Below are 16,055 nucleotides of genomic sequence, written 5' to 3' on the forward strand. Positions count from 1 at the left end.
CGGCAGAGCCAGCGGGTTCCACGCCGCCTTGCACGCTGGATGGGTGGATAAATTCTTGCACTTGGAGGTACCGATGATCGATCACACAGGCCTTGTCGTCAGCGACTTCGACAAGAGCCGGGCGTTCTACGTACAGGCGCTCGCGCCCATCGGCTATGCCCTGCTGATGGAGTTGCCCGCATCGGTAACTGGCCATACTGACGTTGCCGGTTTTGGTGAAGCGCCCAAGCCCGACTTCTGGATCAGCCGAGGCCAAGCCAATAAGCCACCCATCCACATCGCCTTTCGGGTGATGTCGCGGGCCGTGGTGGATGCTTTCTACCAAGCCGCCCTGGCCGCCGGTGGCACCGATAACGGCCTCCCGGGCCTGCGCCCGCACTATCACCCGAACTACTACGGCGCCTTTGTGCTCGACCCGGATGGGCACAATATTGAGGCGGTGTGCCACGAGGCTTGAATTGGGCGTGTACTGAATCTGGCGATTCAGCAGAAGGCTTTTCTCTGCAGCCGCAAGGTGTCGCGGTCGATGCTGGCGTGCAGCAGATCCAGATCGCCCGGGCTCACACCGGTGTGCTTGAAGTGGTCTTCCCACTGATCGACAGTGCGGGCTACTTGGCGGATTAATTCGAGGGCTCGAGCGCGTTGAACGCCGAATTCATTCAGTTCGGTCAGGGCGTTTTCAAGGCTGGACTCCGCCCCGGCGCGGCCCACTGACAGGGCTTGGTAGCCCAGGTTCTGTAAGGTTGGCACCACATCGTAGGCGGGGGCCAGCTCGTAATAACCGTCCAAGCCTAGGCGCAGGCTGTGATTGCGTTCGTGGTCGTCGGTGTTGTCGATGAGGATGTTGAACACCATGCGCTTGAACAACTCTTCGCGCATGGCCTGCTGGCGGTCGGGGTGGCCCAGGCGCAGGAGCACGCTGGCCAAGGCGCTGTAGCTCTCGGGCAGGCGCGCGGCCTTCAGCACGGTTTTGGCCGACAGGCAGTGCAGGCGGTAGGGGCCAGCGCGGTCGAAGCGTTGAATGGTCAATGCGTGGCGCGTTTGGCCGTGGCGCGGCGGGATGGGCAGCACACCTGTGTGCGCGGCTGTGATGCCGGCTCGGGCCGCCAGTGTCATGGTGGCGTGCTCAACCAAGGGGGTGTCCACAGCGTCGTCCAGCTCGCTGAACTTGACGACGCACGAGGCATCGTCCACTTGCAACAAGGCTTTGGGTCGCGCGCCGCCCAGGGTGACGCCGGGCTGAATCAAGCGGCGCATTTCGGCGGTGATGGGCGTTTGGCTCTGCACGTCGTCGATGGCGGCGCTCAGCGCGGCCAAGTCGCGCAACTGCGGATACGGGCCCAGGTAGCGCGGGATGTAATGTTCAGCCGACACCGAAACGCCCAAAGCGCCGAAGCGGTCGTCGCCGGCAAACAGCAGCATTTCCAGAATCGACAGGCGGGCCGGGCGATCAATGTGGCGGATGATGCGCTCGCCCCAACGGTCGGGCCGCGCATCGTCCACCGCGCCTGGGGCGCTGCCTCTCTCTCCCGCGGTGAATTCCTGGCCTTGCACCAGAGGCAAGTCTTCGCTGAGCGGAAAATTCCACCACTGCGCGTCGTAGCGAAAGGTTGCGCAGTCCGACACCAGTTGCGACAGCTTGATCTCTCCCGCCAAGGTGGGGGCCGCAGGGTTCACCAACACCCAAAGGTACAGGCGGTCTTGGGGAACGTAGGTTTGCGAGGTGATGCCTGCGTGCGTCATTTGGCTTTCGGCTGGGCTTTCAGCAGCAGATCGGCCAAACCGGCGGCGGTTGCATTGCCTATTCCAGATGGGGGCGCCGGGTATTTTTTGAGGGCGGCCAAGGGTTCAGCAACGAGGCGCGCGGCGTTCGGGATGGCTGTTGGATAGCGCAGGGGGGCTGGTCGGAGCGGGGGCAGATTGACGACCTCACCGGGTTCGGCATCAATTGCGGCGGGCTTTGCCTGGACGAGAGGCAAGGCCGGCGTTGGGGCTTGTTTGCCCGGCTTGCGTACCTTGCTCACCTCGCGCTCCAGGGCTGCGTGGTCCTTGAGTGGGGCGATGAGATCGGCCAAGCTTTCGGCCGGGTTGATCAGCCACATGCACATCACATAAGAAGCCATGGCCACGGCCGGGTCGCCGCGCTCAATGCGTGCCATCGTCGGTTGTGAGACGCCCAGTTTTTTCGCCCATTGCGCCTGCGTCTCGCCGCGCCGCTTGCGCGCAATGACGATGTTCTGCGCCAACTGCTCAATCATCAGCAAAACAGCGCGAGGGTAGTCAGCGGGACTAGTGTTCTGTCTTGGCATGCATAGATGTTATAGAAATTGCGTATTTTTGCAACTCTATGAGTAATTTGTGCGCAATCAAAAATGCATCATGAGGTTGCTGTTATACAAGGCCACAAGCGGGGGAGGCCCGCCTTGGCTGGTTAAATTATTCATAGATAGATTTAAAATAATGCAAATTAAACATCTATGAATATAAATTTGCCGCTGTATGGAAGCCCCCCCGAACTTGTCGCTCGCTCAGGCCCGGCCCAAACTCATCTCCAGATCGCTGCGCAGGCGGCGCAGGGTCAGCAGTTCGTGGTTGGGGGCTTGCAGCGCGGGCCAGAGCAGGGCGACCAAGTCTTTGGCGCTGCGTTCGTTGTCGATTTGCCGGTTCGTCAGCACCACTTCCCAGAGCATGTGCTCCATCGGGCCGAACACCAGCGAGCGCATGAGGCGCAGCGGGATGTCCTGGCGCAATTCGCCTGAGGATTGGCCGCGGGCCAGCAGATCCATCAGGGGGGCGGTGTACTGCCGTTGCAGCTCGACAAAGGACTCTCCCAGGGCTTGACCGGGGCTGCGCCCTTCCGACAACACCAGGGCGCACAACCCCGTGCCTTGGATCAAAAATAGGCGCAGATGGGTGCGCACGATGAATTCCAACTGCTCGCGCAGCGACGCTTCACGGGGCAGTCCCGCCTCAATGGTGGCGATGATCTCCTCGTACCAGTCTTTGATCACCCGCATGCACAGCTCGCGCTTGCCGTGGAAGTAGGTGAAGACGGTGGCTTCCGAGATGCCTAGCCGCTGGGCGATTTCAATCGTGGTGGCGTGCTCGTAGCCGCGCTCGGCAAACACCTGGCGGCCGACGCGCAGGATGTCGCGCACGCGCTGCTCTGCCTTGGCGCTGGCAGGCGTGCGGCGGCCGGTGGGCTGGGGGATGGGGTTGTGCAGGGTTGGGGTGGTCACGGGTGTAATTCTGCGCAATAATTGAGTAAAGCTCAAGTGATGTTTGAAATCACGGGGCGCGTCGATGAAATAGCGGCTGCTTGAGTTGAAGTGGCTTGATTTGCCGCGTTTTGACGCGCCTTGGTGGTTGATTCCTCAATGAATTGAGCCTGACTCAAAATATGCTGGCATCATTGCCGCCGGAGACTTTATGGCCGTACTTAGCACTCAGCTCAATGCCCGCTCGGCAGATTTCAAAACCAATGCCGACGCCATGCGTGGTTTGTTGGATGATTTGAACGCCCGATTGGCGCAAATCGCCCAGGGCGGTGGCGAGGCGGCTCGTGCCAAGCACACCGCGCGCGGCAAGCTGTTGCCCCGCGACCGGGTGGAGATGCTGTTGGACCCCGGCACGCCCTTTCTGGAGCTGGCGCCCTTGGCTGGCCTGAATATGTACGACAACGCGGCGCCGGGCGGCGGCCTCATCGTCGGCATCGGGCGGGTGTCGGGCGTGGATTGCATGATCGTCTGCAACGACGCCACGGTGAAGGGCGGCACCTACTACCCCATCACCGTCAAGAAACACCTGCGCGCTCAAGAAATTGCGCAGCAGAACCACCTGCCTTGTGTCTATCTGGTGGACTCGGGCGGTGCCAATCTGCCCAATCAAGATGAAGTCTTTCCGGATCGTGACCATTTCGGTCGCATCTTCTACAACCAGGCCAATCTGTCGGCGCAGGGGGTGCCGCAGATTGCGGTGGTGATGGGCTCTTGCACGGCGGGTGGTGCTTATGTGCCGGCCATGAGCGATGAAACCATCATCGTCAAGAACCAGGGCACCATCTTTTTGGGCGGCCCGCCCTTGGTGAAGGCGGCCACCGGCGAGGTGGTGACGGCTGAAGACCTGGGCGGCGGCGATGTGCACACGCGCCTCTCGGGCGTAGCAGACCATCTGGCGCACAACGACACCCATGCGCTGGCGCTGGCGCGGCAGTCGGTGGCAGGTTTGAACTGGCGCAAACAGGGTGTGGCGCAACTGGCCCTGCTGGTGCCGCGTGCGCCTTTGTTTGACGCAGCCGAATTGCATGGCGTGATTCCCACAGACACTCGCAAGCCTTTCGATGTGCGCGAGGTGATCGCGCGTGTCGTTGACGGTTCAGACTTCGATGAATTCAAGGCCCGTTACGGCGCCACCCTGGTTTGCGGATTTGCGCACATCGAAGGCATGCCCGTGGGCATCGTGGCCAACAACGGTATTTTGTTTGCCGAGAGCGCCAACAAGGGCGCGCACTTCATCGAACTGTGCTGCCAGCGCAAGATTCCGCTGGTGTTTTTGCAGAACATCACCGGCTTCATGGTTGGGCGCAAGTACGAGAACGAAGGCATCGCCCGCGCCGGCGCCAAGATGGTGACAGCCGTGGCCTGTGCCGCCGTGCCTAAGTTCACCGTCATCATCGGCGGCAGTTTTGGCGCCGGCAATTACGGCATGTGCGGCCGCGCCTACAGCCCGCGTTTCTTGTGGATGTGGCCCAACGCCCGCATCTCGGTGATGGGCGGCGAGCAAGCTGCCTCGGTGCTGGCGACGGTCAAGCGCGACGGCATCGAAGGCAAGGGCGGCCAATGGAGTGCCGCGGAAGAAGAAGCCTTCAAAGCACCGATCCGCCAGCAGTATGAAGACCAGGGGCACCCCTATTACGCCTCGGCGCGTTTGTGGGACGACGGTGTGATTGATCCCGCCGACACACGCCGCGTACTGGCTCTGGGCTTGAGCGCCTCGCTCAACGCACCCATCGGCGAAACGCGCTTTGGCGTGTTCCGCATGTGATGTGGCTGGCGCCATGGCCTTGCGCAGTGATCGTTACTTGAAGAGCCCAAGGCTTCGCTTCGCCTTGCTGCTCGCCTTGGGGGGCGTGCCATGCGGCGTGCATGCCGAGGCTTCGGCGGCGGATCTGCCCTTGCACGTTGACTTGCACGAGGCGGTGATCCGTGTGCCTGTCAGCGTGACGGATGCGTATGGGCGCGAGATGAGCGGCGATATCCCGGTGACCGTGTTCAAGCCCGATGGTGCGGGGCCACATCCTCTGCTCATCATCAGCCACGGCCGCAGCTCTGAACAGCGAGCGGCCTATCCGCGGCAGCGCTTTGAGTCGGCAGCGCGATTCTTTGTGCGCAAGGGATTTGTCGTGGCGGTGCCGCTGCGGCTGGGTTATGGCGAAATGGCGGAGGCCGGTGACCCGGAAGACAGCCAGGGCTGCAACAGCCCGCGCTATGCACCCGCCGTGGCGGCTGCTGCGCAGCAAATCATCAAAGTAGCCAAGTACCTCGTGGCCGAGCCGGATGTGGACCCCACGCGGCTCGTGCTGGTGGGGCAATCGGTGGGCGGCATCGCCACCGTGGCGGCCGCGGCGATGCATCCGCCTGGTTTGGTCGCGGCGATCAACTTCGCGGGCGGCCATGGCGGCAGCCCGAGCGCTCACCCCGGTGAGCCATGCCAAGCCAGCCAACTGCGGCGCTTGTACGCCCGTTGGGGCGAACTGAATGCGCAGCAGGCTGACGGGGGCGGCGATGGCGCGTCAGCTGCGGGCCGGCCACCCATGTTGTGGGTCTACACGCAGAACGACCAGTACTTCGCCCCCAAGCGTTCCGCCGAATGGGCCGAGGCCTATCGGCAAGCCGGCGGGCCGCTCGACTATCGGCTTTTGCCGCCCGTGGGCGATGACGGTCATAAGCTGTTTGCGGCGGCCCAGGACGTTTGGCAGCCGCTGGTGGACGAATTCCTGAGCCGCCAAGGTTTTACCCGGCCGGGTGTTATTTCGCGCCCCCCTGCGTCGAACTTCGCGCCCCTGACGGAGGTGATGGCCTTGCCGGGCGCCACGGACGCGGCGCGCGAGGGCTATCGAAAATTTCTAGCCGCGCCTTTGCCCCGTGCCTACGTGCTGGGCACCGCTGGAAATTGGGGTTACGCCACGGGCGACGACGCCTTGTCGCGCGCCCTGAGCTTTTGCCAACGCAAGACCGGCCTCGCCTGCCGCTTTTATGCGGTCAACAACGAGGTGGTCTGGAAAGACTGAACGAATGAGCCAAGCCATGAATGCCCTTGAAGACATCTTTCGCGCTTCCTTTGAAACCATCACCCTGCAGCGCCAGGGCGCGGTGGCGCGCGTCACCCTGGCGCGGCCTGAGTTGCGCAACGCCTTCAATGAAAAAGCCATTGCTGAACTGACCGAGGCATTCAGCGCCCTGGCGAAGTTGGCGGATCTGCGTGTGGTGGTGTTGGCCGCTCAAGGCAAGGCATTTTGCGCAGGCGCCGACCTCAACTGGATGAAGGCCATGGCGTGCTACAGCTGGGACGACAACCATGCCGATGCCGCCCGCCTCGCGCATATGTTGTGGACCCTCTACAGCTGCCCCGTGCCCGTGGTCGCCCGGGTGCAGGGCGATGCCTACGCGGGCGGCGTCGGCCTGCTGTCGGCCTGTGATGTGGTGGTGGCGGCGGACAGTGCCGGCTTTTGCCTCTCTGAAGCCAAGCTGGGCTTGTTGCCGGCCACGATTGCACCCTACGTGGTGCGCGCCCTGGGCGCGCAGGCCTCGCGCCGCTACTTTGTCACCGCCGAGCGTTTTTCAGCCGCTGAAGCCTTGCGCTTGGGCCTCGTGCATGAGATGGCACCGGCCGAGGCGCTGGACACCCGCGTCGAAGCGCTGGTCACAGCCATCGTGGCCAACGGCCCTGCTGCCGTGCGGGCCTGCAAAAAGCTGGTGCAAGACGTGGCCCATGCACCCATCACGCCCGAGCTGCGCGACGACACCGCCCGCCGCATTGCAGACATCCGTGCCAGCGATGAAGGGCGTGAAGGCGTGCAGAGTTTTCTGGCCCGGCGTGTCCCGGCCTGGCTGGCCGGGGAGGGGGCTTGAGATGACGCAACCCCCGATGCAAACCACCTCGCCGTTGACGCAGGAGTGGCAACAGCGCAGCCTCGCTGCCGTCTGGCACCCTTGCACCCAGATGGCCCGAGCGGCCGTGTTGCCACCCCTGGCCATCACACGCGGGGCCGGCCCGTGGCTGTTTGACTTCGACGGCAAGCGCTACTTCGACGCCAACAGCTCTTGGTGGGTCAATCTATTTGGCCATGCCGATGCGGGCATCAATGCCGCCATCAAGCAACAGCTTGACACCTTGCCCCACGTGATGCTGGCGGGCTGCACCCATGCGCCGGCCGTGCGTTTGGCCGAGCGTTTAAGCGCGCTGACGGGTGGCGCTTTGGGCCATGTGTTTTACGGCAGTGACGGAGCCAGCGCGGTGGAGATTGCGCTCAAGCAAAGCTTCCATAGCTGGCGCAATCGCGGTCGGGCCGAGAAGCGCGAGTTCGTCTGCCTGAAGAACGGTTACCACGGCGAGACCATTGGCGCCCTGGCCGTCACCGACGTCAAGGTTTTCCGCGATGCCTACGACCCGCTTTTGATGCGAGCCCACATCGTTGAATCACCCGACGCCCGCCTGGGCAATGAGGCCCAGGCACTCGCCGCCCTGCGTGACTTGCTGACCGAGCGCGCCGGCCAGATTGCCGCCGTCATCATTGAGCCTCTGGTGCAAGGCGCCGCCGGCATGGTGATGTATGGGTCTGAATATCTGCGCGGACTGCGGGCGCTGTGCACCGAGTTCAACGTTCACCTGATCGTGGATGAAATCGCCATGGGCTGCGGCCGCACGGGCACTTTCTTCGCTTGGGAACATGCGGGTCCACTGCGCCCAGACCAGTGGCCCGACTTCATCACCCTCTCCAAAGGCATCACCGGCGGCACCATGCCCCTGTCTTTGGTGCTGACGACCGAGGCCGTCTACCAAGCCTTTTGGAGTGAAGACGTTGCGCGCGGTTTTCTGCACTCGCATTCCTACACCGGCAATGCCCTGGCCTGCGCCGCAGCCAATGCAGTATTGGACCGTTTTGATGCGGGTCAGCTGCAGGCCAATGCGCTGCAGGCCGAGTTGCTGCGCGCGGCCTTTGCACCGCTGGCCGCACATCCAAACGTCAAGCATCTGCGGCAGCAAGGCATGATCCTGGCTTTTGACGTGCAAGCGGCGGGCTTGCGTTTCGCAGAGCGCTTTCATCTGGCCGCCCGCGCCCATGAGTTGCTGATCCGACCCATTGGCACCACCGTTTATCTGATGCCGCCTTACGTGATCGACGCGGATACTGCGGCCTTTTTGGCCCAAGCCGTAACCCTCACGCTGGACGAAGTTCTGTCCCAATCTCCCGAGTCCCACAGTCCGGCCCATGGCCCGGACCAGCCCCATGTTGCTTGATCACCTGAGCGCCAAGCTGCGCGCCATCGAGGCTCAAAGCCTCACCCGTTTTTTGCGCCAAGCCGAGAGCGCCACGGCACCGCGCCAGCAAGTGCGGGGTGCCGACGGCCGCTCGCGCGAGCTGCTGATGTTCTGCTCCAACGACTATCTGGGCTTGGCCGCCGAGCCGCAGATCCAGGCCGCGCTGATCGAAGGGGCCAAGTTGTACGGCGGTGGCTCCGGCGCCTCGCCCTTGATCAGTGGCCACAGCCGTGCCCACGAGCAGGTGGCCGAGACCTTGGCCACCCTGCTTTTACCCAATATCCCTGAGGCCCGTGCCCTGGGTTTTTGCACCGGCTACATGGCCAATCTGGCCGTGGTAACGGCCCTGGGCGATGAGGGCGCAGAGATTTTTTCCGAGTCCTGGAACCACGCCTCACTGATCGACGGCACCCGCCTGGCACGCGCTGAAGTCAAACGTTATGGCCATGCCGATGTCGGGGCTTTGCGTGAGCTGCTGGCCGCCAGCACGGCGCCTATCAAGCTCATCGTCACCGACGCCGTCTTCAGCATGGACGGCGATCTGGCTCCGCTGCCCGCATTGCTGGCGTTGGCCGAAGAGTTCGATGCCTGGCTCATCGTGGACGATGCCCATGGCTTTGGTGTGCTGGGTGAGCAGGGCCGAGGATCGCTGGAATATTTCAATCTGAAGAGCGAGCGCCTGATTCTGGTCGGCACTCTGGGCAAGGCTGCGGGCCTGGCCGGCGCCTTTGTGGTGGCCCATGCCACCATCACCGAATACCTTTTGCAGGCCGCACGCAACTACATCTTTTCCACCGCCTCGCCCCCCGCCGTGGAACACGCGCTCTTGACCAGTTTCGCCCTGATGGTGGGCGAGCTGGGTCAGGCGAGGCGCGCCAATCTGCGCCTGCTGCAAGCGCGGCTGCGTCAAGGCATTGCTACGATCTTGCAGCGGCATCCGGCCCTGGGCTGGCGTTTGGCGCCGTCCGACACCCCTGTTCAGCCTCTGATCATCGGCGGCAACGCCGAGGTCATGGCCCTGGCCGCGCGCCTGGAGGCTGGTGGCATCCGTGTGCCCGGCATTCGCCCACCCACCGTGCCCAAAGGCGAGGCCCGCTTGCGCATCACCTTGTGCGCCACGCACACGCTGGCTGATGTGGATGAGCTGGTTGCAGCTCTGGCCGATGCCGCGCTTGACATGAATCAGGCGGCTGTATGAGGGGCTTTTTCATCACCGGCACCGACACTGAGATCGGCAAGACCTGCATCACCGCAGGCCTGACGCACAAGCTCACGCAGCAAGGCTTGCGCGTCACACCGATCAAGTCCTTGGCTGCAGGGCAGGAGCGGGTGGAAGGCGTTTGGATCAATGAGGATGTGCAGCAATTGCACGCCGCGCAGACGATAGGCATGCGCCCCGAGCAAGTTGGCCCGCTGCAGTTTCGCGCCGCTTGCGCACCGCATATTGCCGCCGCCGCGGAGGGGCGCCCGATTGAGCGCGCCCCGCTCCTGGCGGCGATCCGCGCCAGCGCCGCACTGGGCGACCTTGCCTTGGTGGAAGGTGTGGGGGGCTTCCGCGTGCCCTTGTGTGCCGGTTTTGATACCGCCGATCTGGCGGTTGAACTGGCCCTGCCGGTGCTCTTGGTCGTGGGTCTGCGCCTGGGTTGTATCAACCATGCTTTGCTGACGGCTGAGGCCATCCGGGCACGTGGCTTGACGCTGGCGGGGTGGGTTGCGAACACCGTTGACGCCAGCATGCCCCATGTCACCGACAATCTGGCTGCACTGGATGCCGCACTGGCTGCACCCTCCTGGGGCCATGTGCCTCGCTTACCGATCCCCTCAGCGGTGGCCGTGGCCGCCCATCTGACCCCGCCGTCTTTTTCGCCCGTTTTGGAATCATCGCTATGAGCCACCCTACCCAAACTGCCAATCAAATTCAGTCCTTGACGCCCACGCGCGACGCAGACCGCTGCAACACCAAGCCCTGGACGGTGAACGAAGTGACGGCCTTGTTCGACCTGCCCTTCAACGACCTGATGTTCCGCGCCCAGCAAGTGCACCGCGAACATTTCGATGCCAATGCCGTGCAGCTCTCCACCCTGCTGTCCATCAAGACCGGTGGCTGCGAAGAAGACTGCGCCTACTGCCCGCAGTCGGCCCATTTCGACACAGGGCTCAAGGCCGAGAAGCTGATCCCCCTGCAAGAAGTGCTGGAAGCCGCCCGCGCGGCAAAAGCCAATGGCGCCACGCGCTTTTGCATGGGCGCGGCCTGGCGCTCGCCCAAGGAGCGGCATCTGGAAGCCATTGGCGAGATGGTCAAAGAAGTCAAGGCCATGGGCCTGGAAACCTGCCTAACGGCCGGCATGCTCGGTGACGGCCAGGCCGAACAGCTGCGCGAGGCCGGCCTGGATTACTACAACCACAACCTCGACACCTCGCCCGAGTTCTACGGCCAGATCATCACCACCCGCACCTACCAAGACCGGCTGGACACCTTGGACCGCGTGCGCAATGTGGGCCTCAAGGTCTGCTCCGGCGGCATCGTCGGCATGGGCGAAACCCGCCGCCAACGCGCCGGCCTGATCGTGCAACTGGCCAATCTGAATCCCTACCCCGAGTCGGTGCCCATCAACAATCTGGTGCAGGTGGAAGGCACGCCGCTGGCCGACAAGGGCGTTGAAGCCCTGGACCCGTTTGAGTTCATCCGCTCCATCGCCGTGGCTCGCATCACCATGCCCCGCGCCATGGTGCGCCTGTCCGCCGGCCGTGAGGAAATGCCCGAGAGCATGCAGGCGCTGTGCTTCCTGGCGGGTGCTAACTCCATGTTCTATGGCGACAAGTTGCTGACCACCAGCAACCCGCAGGCCGAGAAGGACCGTACCTTGCTCCAGCGCTTGGGCATGCACTGCGCGACGGAGGCCGATCTGGCCGCCGAAGGCAAGGTCAATCTCTGCCGCCACACGGCGGATGGCGCCGTGGGGGACGATGCCGACAAGGCCTGCGCTTCGCACTGATGAGCAAGCCCCTCACGATGAAAACAAGCCGCCTCGCCACGCTCGCCGATCTGGATGCCCTGGCGCCCTTGTTCGACGCCTATCGCCAGTTCTACGAGCAGGCGCCGGATATGAACTTGGCGCGCGAATTTTTGCGTGCCCGCATGGCCGCGGCCGAGTCGGAGCTGATCGTGCTGGAGTCGGGGTCGGAGTTGCTGGGTTTCTGCCAGCTCTACCCCAGCTTCTGCTCGGTGCTGGCCCGGCCCATCTTCGTGCTGTACGACCTCTTCGTGACGCCCACGGCGCGGCGTGGGGGTGGGGCCAGCGCCTTGCTGCAAGCCGCCGAAGACCTGGCGCGGCAGCGCGGCAAGGCACGCATGGATCTGACGACGGCCCGCACGAATCATCAGGCGCAGGCGCTGTATGAGCGCATGGGCTGGCGGCTGGACGAGGTGTTTTTGGCGTATCAGCGGGAATTGATCTAGAGCGGGTCGAGACCCGCCGGCCCAAGCCTCACGCAGCCATCGAATCCAGCCATGCTTTTCATCGTGCAATTCGTCGACCACCCTCTGCGGCAAGCGCTTCGCCAGTCGCAGATGGCCGCGCATCTGCTCTGGCTGAAAACGCATGAAGAGAGGGTGCTGCAGGCTGGCTCACTGCGTGAGCGAGTGGATGAGCCGGCAAAGGGCGGCCTTTGGATTGTTGAGGCCGCCGACAAAGAAGCGGTGCTGAGCCTGCTCAAAACAGACCCGTTCTGGATTCATGGACTGCGGGCGTCGGTAGAGGTTCTGCATTGGTCCAAGGCGTTTGAGGATCGCAAGGTTTTGATATGAGTTGGCTGTTGATTCCTTGCAGTTTGTTTGGTGGTGAGACCCGGCCGGGAGTTCGGCCCGGCGGCCAACCGCCGTGCCTATTGCATGCGCTTCACGATAAGTGAAAGTCGGAAATCAGGACAATGGCTGAATGCGATTCAAGTTCCAGATTTTTTTGTTTGAATGCGTCAAATCGTGGGCTTTGAAGTCAGAGTGAATTCGTTGATTAATTGCAGTGAGTTGGGCGCGGCCCGTTGAAGCCGAGCACCGCAGCGAACCCCGCAGGGGCCAGGCATTCGGGGCGGTTTCTTTGCCTTCTTTCTTGGGCGCCCAAGAAAGAAGGTCGCCCGCCGGGGCGAAATCCCGGCATGGGCCTTGGATTAGTCGCAGTGAACTGCGAAGCCCAGGCGGAATTGAATGAATGCAAGTCAGCTTGGGGTGCCCTCCAGATCATGAAGGAGACAAAAGAAATGTTGACCGGTTCAGTGTGCAAAGATCAATCGTGATGACCAACGCAGTCATCGTCAGAATCGATATGCGTGGATGCCAGTTTCCCGCCGGTGAACAAACGCAGGAGCCCTCCCGTGCCTGACATCGCGCCTCTCCCGCCTGATTACGCCGCTTGGCTGGCTGAGCTGAAAGCCCGCATCCACAGTGCGCAGCAGCGCGCTGCGCTGGCGGTCAACCGCGAGTTGGTGTTGCTTTACTGGCAGATTGGCCAGGACATCTTGCAAAGGCAGAGTCGCGAGGGCTGGGGGGCCAAGGTGATTGAGCGCTTGGCGCAGGATTTACGCAGTACCTTTCCCGGCATGAAGGGGTTTTCCCGGGCTAACTTGATGTCTATGCGGGCCTTCGCCGAGGCTTGGCCGGCCGAGGCAATTGTCCAACAGGCTGTTGGACAATTGCCCTGGGGGCACAACCTGGTCTTGCTCGTCAAGCTCAAAAGCACTGAGCAGCGGCTCGCCTATGCACAGCGCGCAGTGGCTCACGGTTGGTCGCGCGCCATGTTGGGCATTCACATCGAGCGGCGCTTGCTGGATCGCGAAGGGCAGGCAGTGACCAACTTCACACAAAGTCTGCCCAAGCCGGGTTCAGACTTGGCGCGCGAGGCGCTCAAAGACCCCTATCTGTTTGACTTTGTGGACGTCGGCAAAGAGGCTGGCGAGCGCGCTCTGGAAGATGCGCTGGTGCGGCACATCACCCAGTTTTTACTTGAATTGGGGGCCGGCTTTGCCTATGTGGGGCGGCAAGTGCCTTTGGAAGTGGGTGGCGATGATTTCTTCATTGATCTGCTGTTCTATCACCTGAAGTTGCGCTGCTACGTGGTGATTGAGTTGAAAGCCACGCCCTTCAAGCCTGAGCATACGGGGCAGTTGAGTTTTTACCTTTCAGCGGTAGATGCCCAGGTCAAACACGCAAGTGATGCCCCCCACCATCGGTCTGTTGCTGTGCAAGAGCAAGAACAAGGGGGTCGCGGAATACGCGCTGCGCGATATCAACAAGCCCATTGGCGTGGCGGAATACCCATTACTGGAGTCGCTGCCCGCCGAGCTACAGACCGACTTGCCCAGCATCGAGATGATCGAGCAGGCCTTGGCTGACCCCGCCTCAAAAGCCGAGTAAGCATGTACCAAGAAATCGACTTTGAAAACGACATTGAGCGTGCGCTGACCAGCAGCGGTGGCTAATGAAGGAGACAAACAAAATGTTCACCAAAATTCTGATCGCCAACCGCGGCGAAATCGCTTGCCGCGTTGCCGCCACCGCCCGCCGCATGGGTGTCAAAACCGTGGCCGTTTACTCCGAGGCAGACGCACGCGCCAAGCATGTGCAAGCCTGTGACGAGGCGGTGCTGATCGGTGGCCCCGCCCCCAAAGACTCTTACCTGCAATGGCAGCGCATCATCGACGCCGCCAAGGCCACGGGCGCACAGGCCGTGCATCCAGGCTACGGCTTTTTGAGCGAGAACGAGGACTTTGCCAAGGCCTGTGCTGAGAACGGCCTGGTCTTCATCGGCCCCTCGGCGCAAGCCATTTTGGCCATGGGCCTCAAGGCCGAATCCAAGCGCTTGATGGAAAAAGCCGGCGTGCCCCTGGTGCCCGGCTACCACGGTGCCGATCAGGATGCGGCCCTGCTCAAGCGTGAGGCGCAGCGCATCGGCTTCCCGGTGCTGATCAAAGCCAGCGCCGGCGGCGGCGGCAAGGGCATGCGGGCGGTGTTGGCGGCGGAGGAGTTTGACGCGGCGCTGGCCTCCTGCAAGCGCGAGGCTATCAATAGTTTCGGTGATGATGCCGTGTTGATTGAACGCTATGTTCAACGACCGCGGCATGTGGAGATTCAAGTCTTCGGCGATAACTTTGGCGATTGCGTTTACCTCTTTGAGCGTGATTGCTCGGTGCAGCGTCGGCATCAAAAGGTGCTTGAAGAAGCCCCCGCGCCCGGCATGAGCGAGGCACGCCGCCAAGCCATGGGTGAAGCGGCCGTGGCGGCCGCCAAAGCGGTGGGCTACAGCGGGGCGGGCACGGTGGAGTTCATCTGCGAGCACGACTTTGTTGACTCGGGCCGCTTCTATTTCATGGAGATGAACACCCGGCTGCAGGTAGAGCATCCGGTGACGGAAGCCATCACCGGCCAAGACTTGGTGGAATGGCAGCTGCGCGTGGCGGCGGGCCAGCCCCTGCCGCTCAAGCAGAGCGAGTTGCGCATGCAGGGCCATGCCATCGAGGCGCGCATCTGCGCGGAGAACCCCGAGGCCGGTTTCTTGCCCGCCACCGGCGCGTTGAAGGTGGCGCGCTGGCCCGAACACGTGACGTTCGAGCGCGGCGCGGTGCGCATCGATGCCGGTGTGGGCGAGGGCGACGAGATCAGCCCCTTCTACGACTCCATGGTGGCCAAGCTGATCGTTTGGGGCGAGGACAGGGCGCAAGCCCTGGCCCGCCTGGATGCCGCCTTGCGTGACACCCATATCGTCGGCCTGCAGACCAATGTGGCCTTTCTGCGCCGCTGCGCCGCCACAGCCTCTTTTGCGCAGGCTGATCTGGACACCGCGCTGATCGAGCGTGAGCGTGCAGCCCTGTTTGACCAACCCGGCCTGCCGTTGGCGATCACCGCAGCCGCAGTGGTGGCCCACAAGCTGGCCCATGAGACGGTCCTGCAGGACGCTGACCCCTGGAGCCACCGAGATGGCTGGCGCCTCTCCGGGGCGTCGGTGCGGCGCTTTGACCTGCGGGTGGGGGATCACATCCAGACGGTGGGCTTGTCACGCCATCATCAAGGGGGCATGCAGCTGCAGTTGGCCGATCAGACCTTGTCCTTTGCGATCAACTCCCGAAATTTGGAAACGCACGAATTGCTGCTGGGCACCGACTTGGGTCAATCACGGGTGATGGTCAACACCTATGCCGTGGGTGAAACGATCGCCGTGTTTGCGCCGCAGGGCTCGGCCTTGGTGACCGAGATTGACCCGATTGCGCATGCAGGCGATGGTGCCGCTGAGGCTGGGCGTTTGACCGCGCCTATGCCCGGCAAGCTGGTGTCTTTTTTGGCGCAGGTGGGCGCCACCGTGAGCCAGGGGCAGCCCCTGGCAGTGATGGAGGCGATGAAGATGGAGCACACCATCCTCGCGCCGCGTGACGGTGTGGTGGCCGAGTTGTTGTTTGCGGTGGGTGATCAGGTCGGCGATGGTGCTGAACTGCTGCGCTTGAAGACGGCTGATTGAAGCAGGAAA

General features: G+C 62.9%; 14 protein-coding genes and 1 pseudogene. 12 read left to right on the forward strand and 3 right to left on the reverse strand.

The window, feature by feature from the left end; translation table 11 throughout:
- Positions 1-73 precede the first annotated feature (73 nt).
- A complete protein-coding gene (locus PRZ01_RS09105; protein WP_273596468.1) occupies positions 74-457 on the forward strand; it encodes a VOC family protein in 384 nt (127 codons plus the stop codon).
- A gap of 26 nt (positions 458-483) precedes the next feature.
- On the opposite strand, the gene PRZ01_RS09110 is transcribed toward PRZ01_RS09105, so the two are convergent.
- From PRZ01_RS09110 to PRZ01_RS09120, 3 genes are all read right to left on the reverse strand, one after another.
- Positions 484-1,743, reverse strand: a complete 1,260-nt coding sequence (locus tag PRZ01_RS09110) for a type II toxin-antitoxin system HipA family toxin (protein ID WP_273596469.1) — start codon at positions 1,741-1,743, stop codon at positions 484-486.
- Positions 1,740-2,309 (reverse strand): helix-turn-helix transcriptional regulator, encoded by a 570-nt coding sequence (locus PRZ01_RS09115; protein ID WP_273596470.1) that lies wholly within the window; start codon positions 2,307-2,309, stop codon positions 1,740-1,742. The genes PRZ01_RS09110 and PRZ01_RS09115 overlap by 4 nt, the downstream gene beginning before the upstream one ends.
- A 219-nt stretch (positions 2,310-2,528) precedes the next feature.
- Complete coding sequence (locus tag PRZ01_RS09120) at positions 2,529-3,239, reverse strand: TetR/AcrR family transcriptional regulator (RefSeq protein ID WP_273596471.1); 711 nt, start codon at positions 3,237-3,239, stop codon at positions 2,529-2,531.
- Positions 3,240-3,429: 190 nt separating this feature from the next.
- Between PRZ01_RS09120 and PRZ01_RS09125 the strand changes: the two genes are divergently transcribed.
- From PRZ01_RS09125 to PRZ01_RS09175, 11 genes and pseudogenes are all read left to right on the forward strand, one after another.
- Positions 3,430-5,043, forward strand: coding sequence for a carboxyl transferase domain-containing protein (locus tag PRZ01_RS09125; protein WP_273596472.1), 1,614 nt, complete (start codon positions 3,430-3,432; stop codon positions 5,041-5,043).
- A 13-nt stretch (positions 5,044-5,056) separates the two neighbouring features.
- On the forward strand, positions 5,057-6,289 hold the full coding sequence (locus PRZ01_RS09130) for an alpha/beta hydrolase family protein (protein ID WP_273596473.1): 1,233 nt from the start codon (positions 5,057-5,059) through the stop codon (positions 6,287-6,289).
- A gap of 16 nt (positions 6,290-6,305) precedes the next feature.
- Positions 6,306-7,130, forward strand: a complete 825-nt coding sequence (locus PRZ01_RS09135) for an enoyl-CoA hydratase/isomerase family protein (protein WP_273596474.1) — start codon at positions 6,306-6,308, stop codon at positions 7,128-7,130.
- 1 nt (position 7,131) lies between these two features.
- Positions 7,132-8,520 carry an adenosylmethionine--8-amino-7-oxononanoate transaminase gene (gene bioA, locus PRZ01_RS09140; RefSeq protein ID WP_273596475.1) on the forward strand — a complete coding sequence of 463 codons (1,389 nt, stop codon included), beginning with the start codon at positions 7,132-7,134 and terminating at the stop codon, positions 8,518-8,520.
- Entirely contained in the window at positions 8,510-9,739 is a 1,230-nt protein-coding gene (locus PRZ01_RS09145) for an aminotransferase class I/II-fold pyridoxal phosphate-dependent enzyme (RefSeq protein ID WP_273596476.1), read from the forward strand. The genes bioA and PRZ01_RS09145 overlap by 11 nt, the downstream gene beginning before the upstream one ends.
- A complete protein-coding gene (bioD, locus tag PRZ01_RS09150) occupies positions 9,736-10,431 on the forward strand; it encodes a dethiobiotin synthase (protein ID WP_273596477.1) in 696 nt (231 codons plus the stop codon). Before PRZ01_RS09145 ends, bioD begins: the two co-directional genes overlap by 4 nt.
- On the forward strand, positions 10,428-11,537 hold the full coding sequence (gene bioB, locus PRZ01_RS09155) for a biotin synthase BioB (protein WP_273596478.1): 1,110 nt from the start codon (positions 10,428-10,430) through the stop codon (positions 11,535-11,537). Before bioD ends, bioB begins: the two co-directional genes overlap by 4 nt.
- Positions 11,538-11,554: 17 nt before the next feature.
- Positions 11,555-12,001, forward strand: coding sequence for a GNAT family N-acetyltransferase (locus tag PRZ01_RS09160; protein WP_273596479.1), 447 nt, complete (start codon positions 11,555-11,557; stop codon positions 11,999-12,001).
- A 51-nt stretch (positions 12,002-12,052) separates the two neighbouring features.
- Positions 12,053-12,349 carry a YciI family protein gene (locus PRZ01_RS09165; RefSeq protein WP_273596480.1) on the forward strand — a complete coding sequence of 99 codons (297 nt, stop codon included), beginning with the start codon at positions 12,053-12,055 and terminating at the stop codon, positions 12,347-12,349.
- A gap of 563 nt (positions 12,350-12,912) precedes the next feature.
- Positions 12,913-13,951 (forward strand): annotated as a pseudogene (locus tag PRZ01_RS09170) (PDDEXK nuclease domain-containing protein).
- Between the two features lie 82 nt (positions 13,952-14,033).
- Complete coding sequence (locus PRZ01_RS09175) at positions 14,034-16,046, forward strand: acetyl/propionyl/methylcrotonyl-CoA carboxylase subunit alpha (protein ID WP_273596481.1); 2,013 nt, start codon at positions 14,034-14,036, stop codon at positions 16,044-16,046.
- Positions 16,047-16,055 lie beyond the last annotated feature (9 nt).

The sequence above is a fragment of the Roseateles koreensis genome (genome assembly GCF_028595305.1).
GTDB lineage: Bacteria > Pseudomonadota > Gammaproteobacteria > Burkholderiales > Burkholderiaceae_C > Paucibacter_A > Paucibacter_A koreensis.

Bases quoted from the DNA above. Each gene is read 5' to 3' on its own strand.
- PRZ01_RS09105 (WP_273596468.1), top strand. From the start codon at position 74: ATGATCGATCACACAGGCCTTGTCGTCAGCGACTTCGACAAGAGCCGG.
- PRZ01_RS09110 (WP_273596469.1), bottom strand. From the start codon at position 1,743: ATGACGCACGCAGGCATCACCTCGCAAACCTACGTTCCCCAAGACCGC.
- PRZ01_RS09115 (WP_273596470.1), bottom strand. From the start codon at position 2,309: ATGCCAAGACAGAACACTAGTCCCGCTGACTACCCTCGCGCTGTTTTG.
- PRZ01_RS09125 (WP_273596472.1), top strand. From the start codon at position 3,430: ATGGCCGTACTTAGCACTCAGCTCAATGCCCGCTCGGCAGATTTCAAA.
- PRZ01_RS09130 (WP_273596473.1), top strand. From the start codon at position 5,057: ATGGCCTTGCGCAGTGATCGTTACTTGAAGAGCCCAAGGCTTCGCTTC.
- PRZ01_RS09135 (WP_273596474.1), top strand. From the start codon at position 6,306: ATGAATGCCCTTGAAGACATCTTTCGCGCTTCCTTTGAAACCATCACC.
- bioA (WP_273596475.1), top strand. From the start codon at position 7,132: ATGACGCAACCCCCGATGCAAACCACCTCGCCGTTGACGCAGGAGTGG.
- PRZ01_RS09145 (WP_273596476.1), top strand. From the start codon at position 8,510: ATGTTGCTTGATCACCTGAGCGCCAAGCTGCGCGCCATCGAGGCTCAA.
- bioD (WP_273596477.1), top strand. From the start codon at position 9,736: ATGAGGGGCTTTTTCATCACCGGCACCGACACTGAGATCGGCAAGACC.
- bioB (WP_273596478.1), top strand. From the start codon at position 10,428: ATGAGCCACCCTACCCAAACTGCCAATCAAATTCAGTCCTTGACGCCC.
- PRZ01_RS09160 (WP_273596479.1), top strand. From the start codon at position 11,555: ATGAAAACAAGCCGCCTCGCCACGCTCGCCGATCTGGATGCCCTGGCG.
- PRZ01_RS09165 (WP_273596480.1), top strand. From the start codon at position 12,053: ATGCTTTTCATCGTGCAATTCGTCGACCACCCTCTGCGGCAAGCGCTT.
- PRZ01_RS09175 (WP_273596481.1), top strand. From the start codon at position 14,034: ATGTTCACCAAAATTCTGATCGCCAACCGCGGCGAAATCGCTTGCCGC.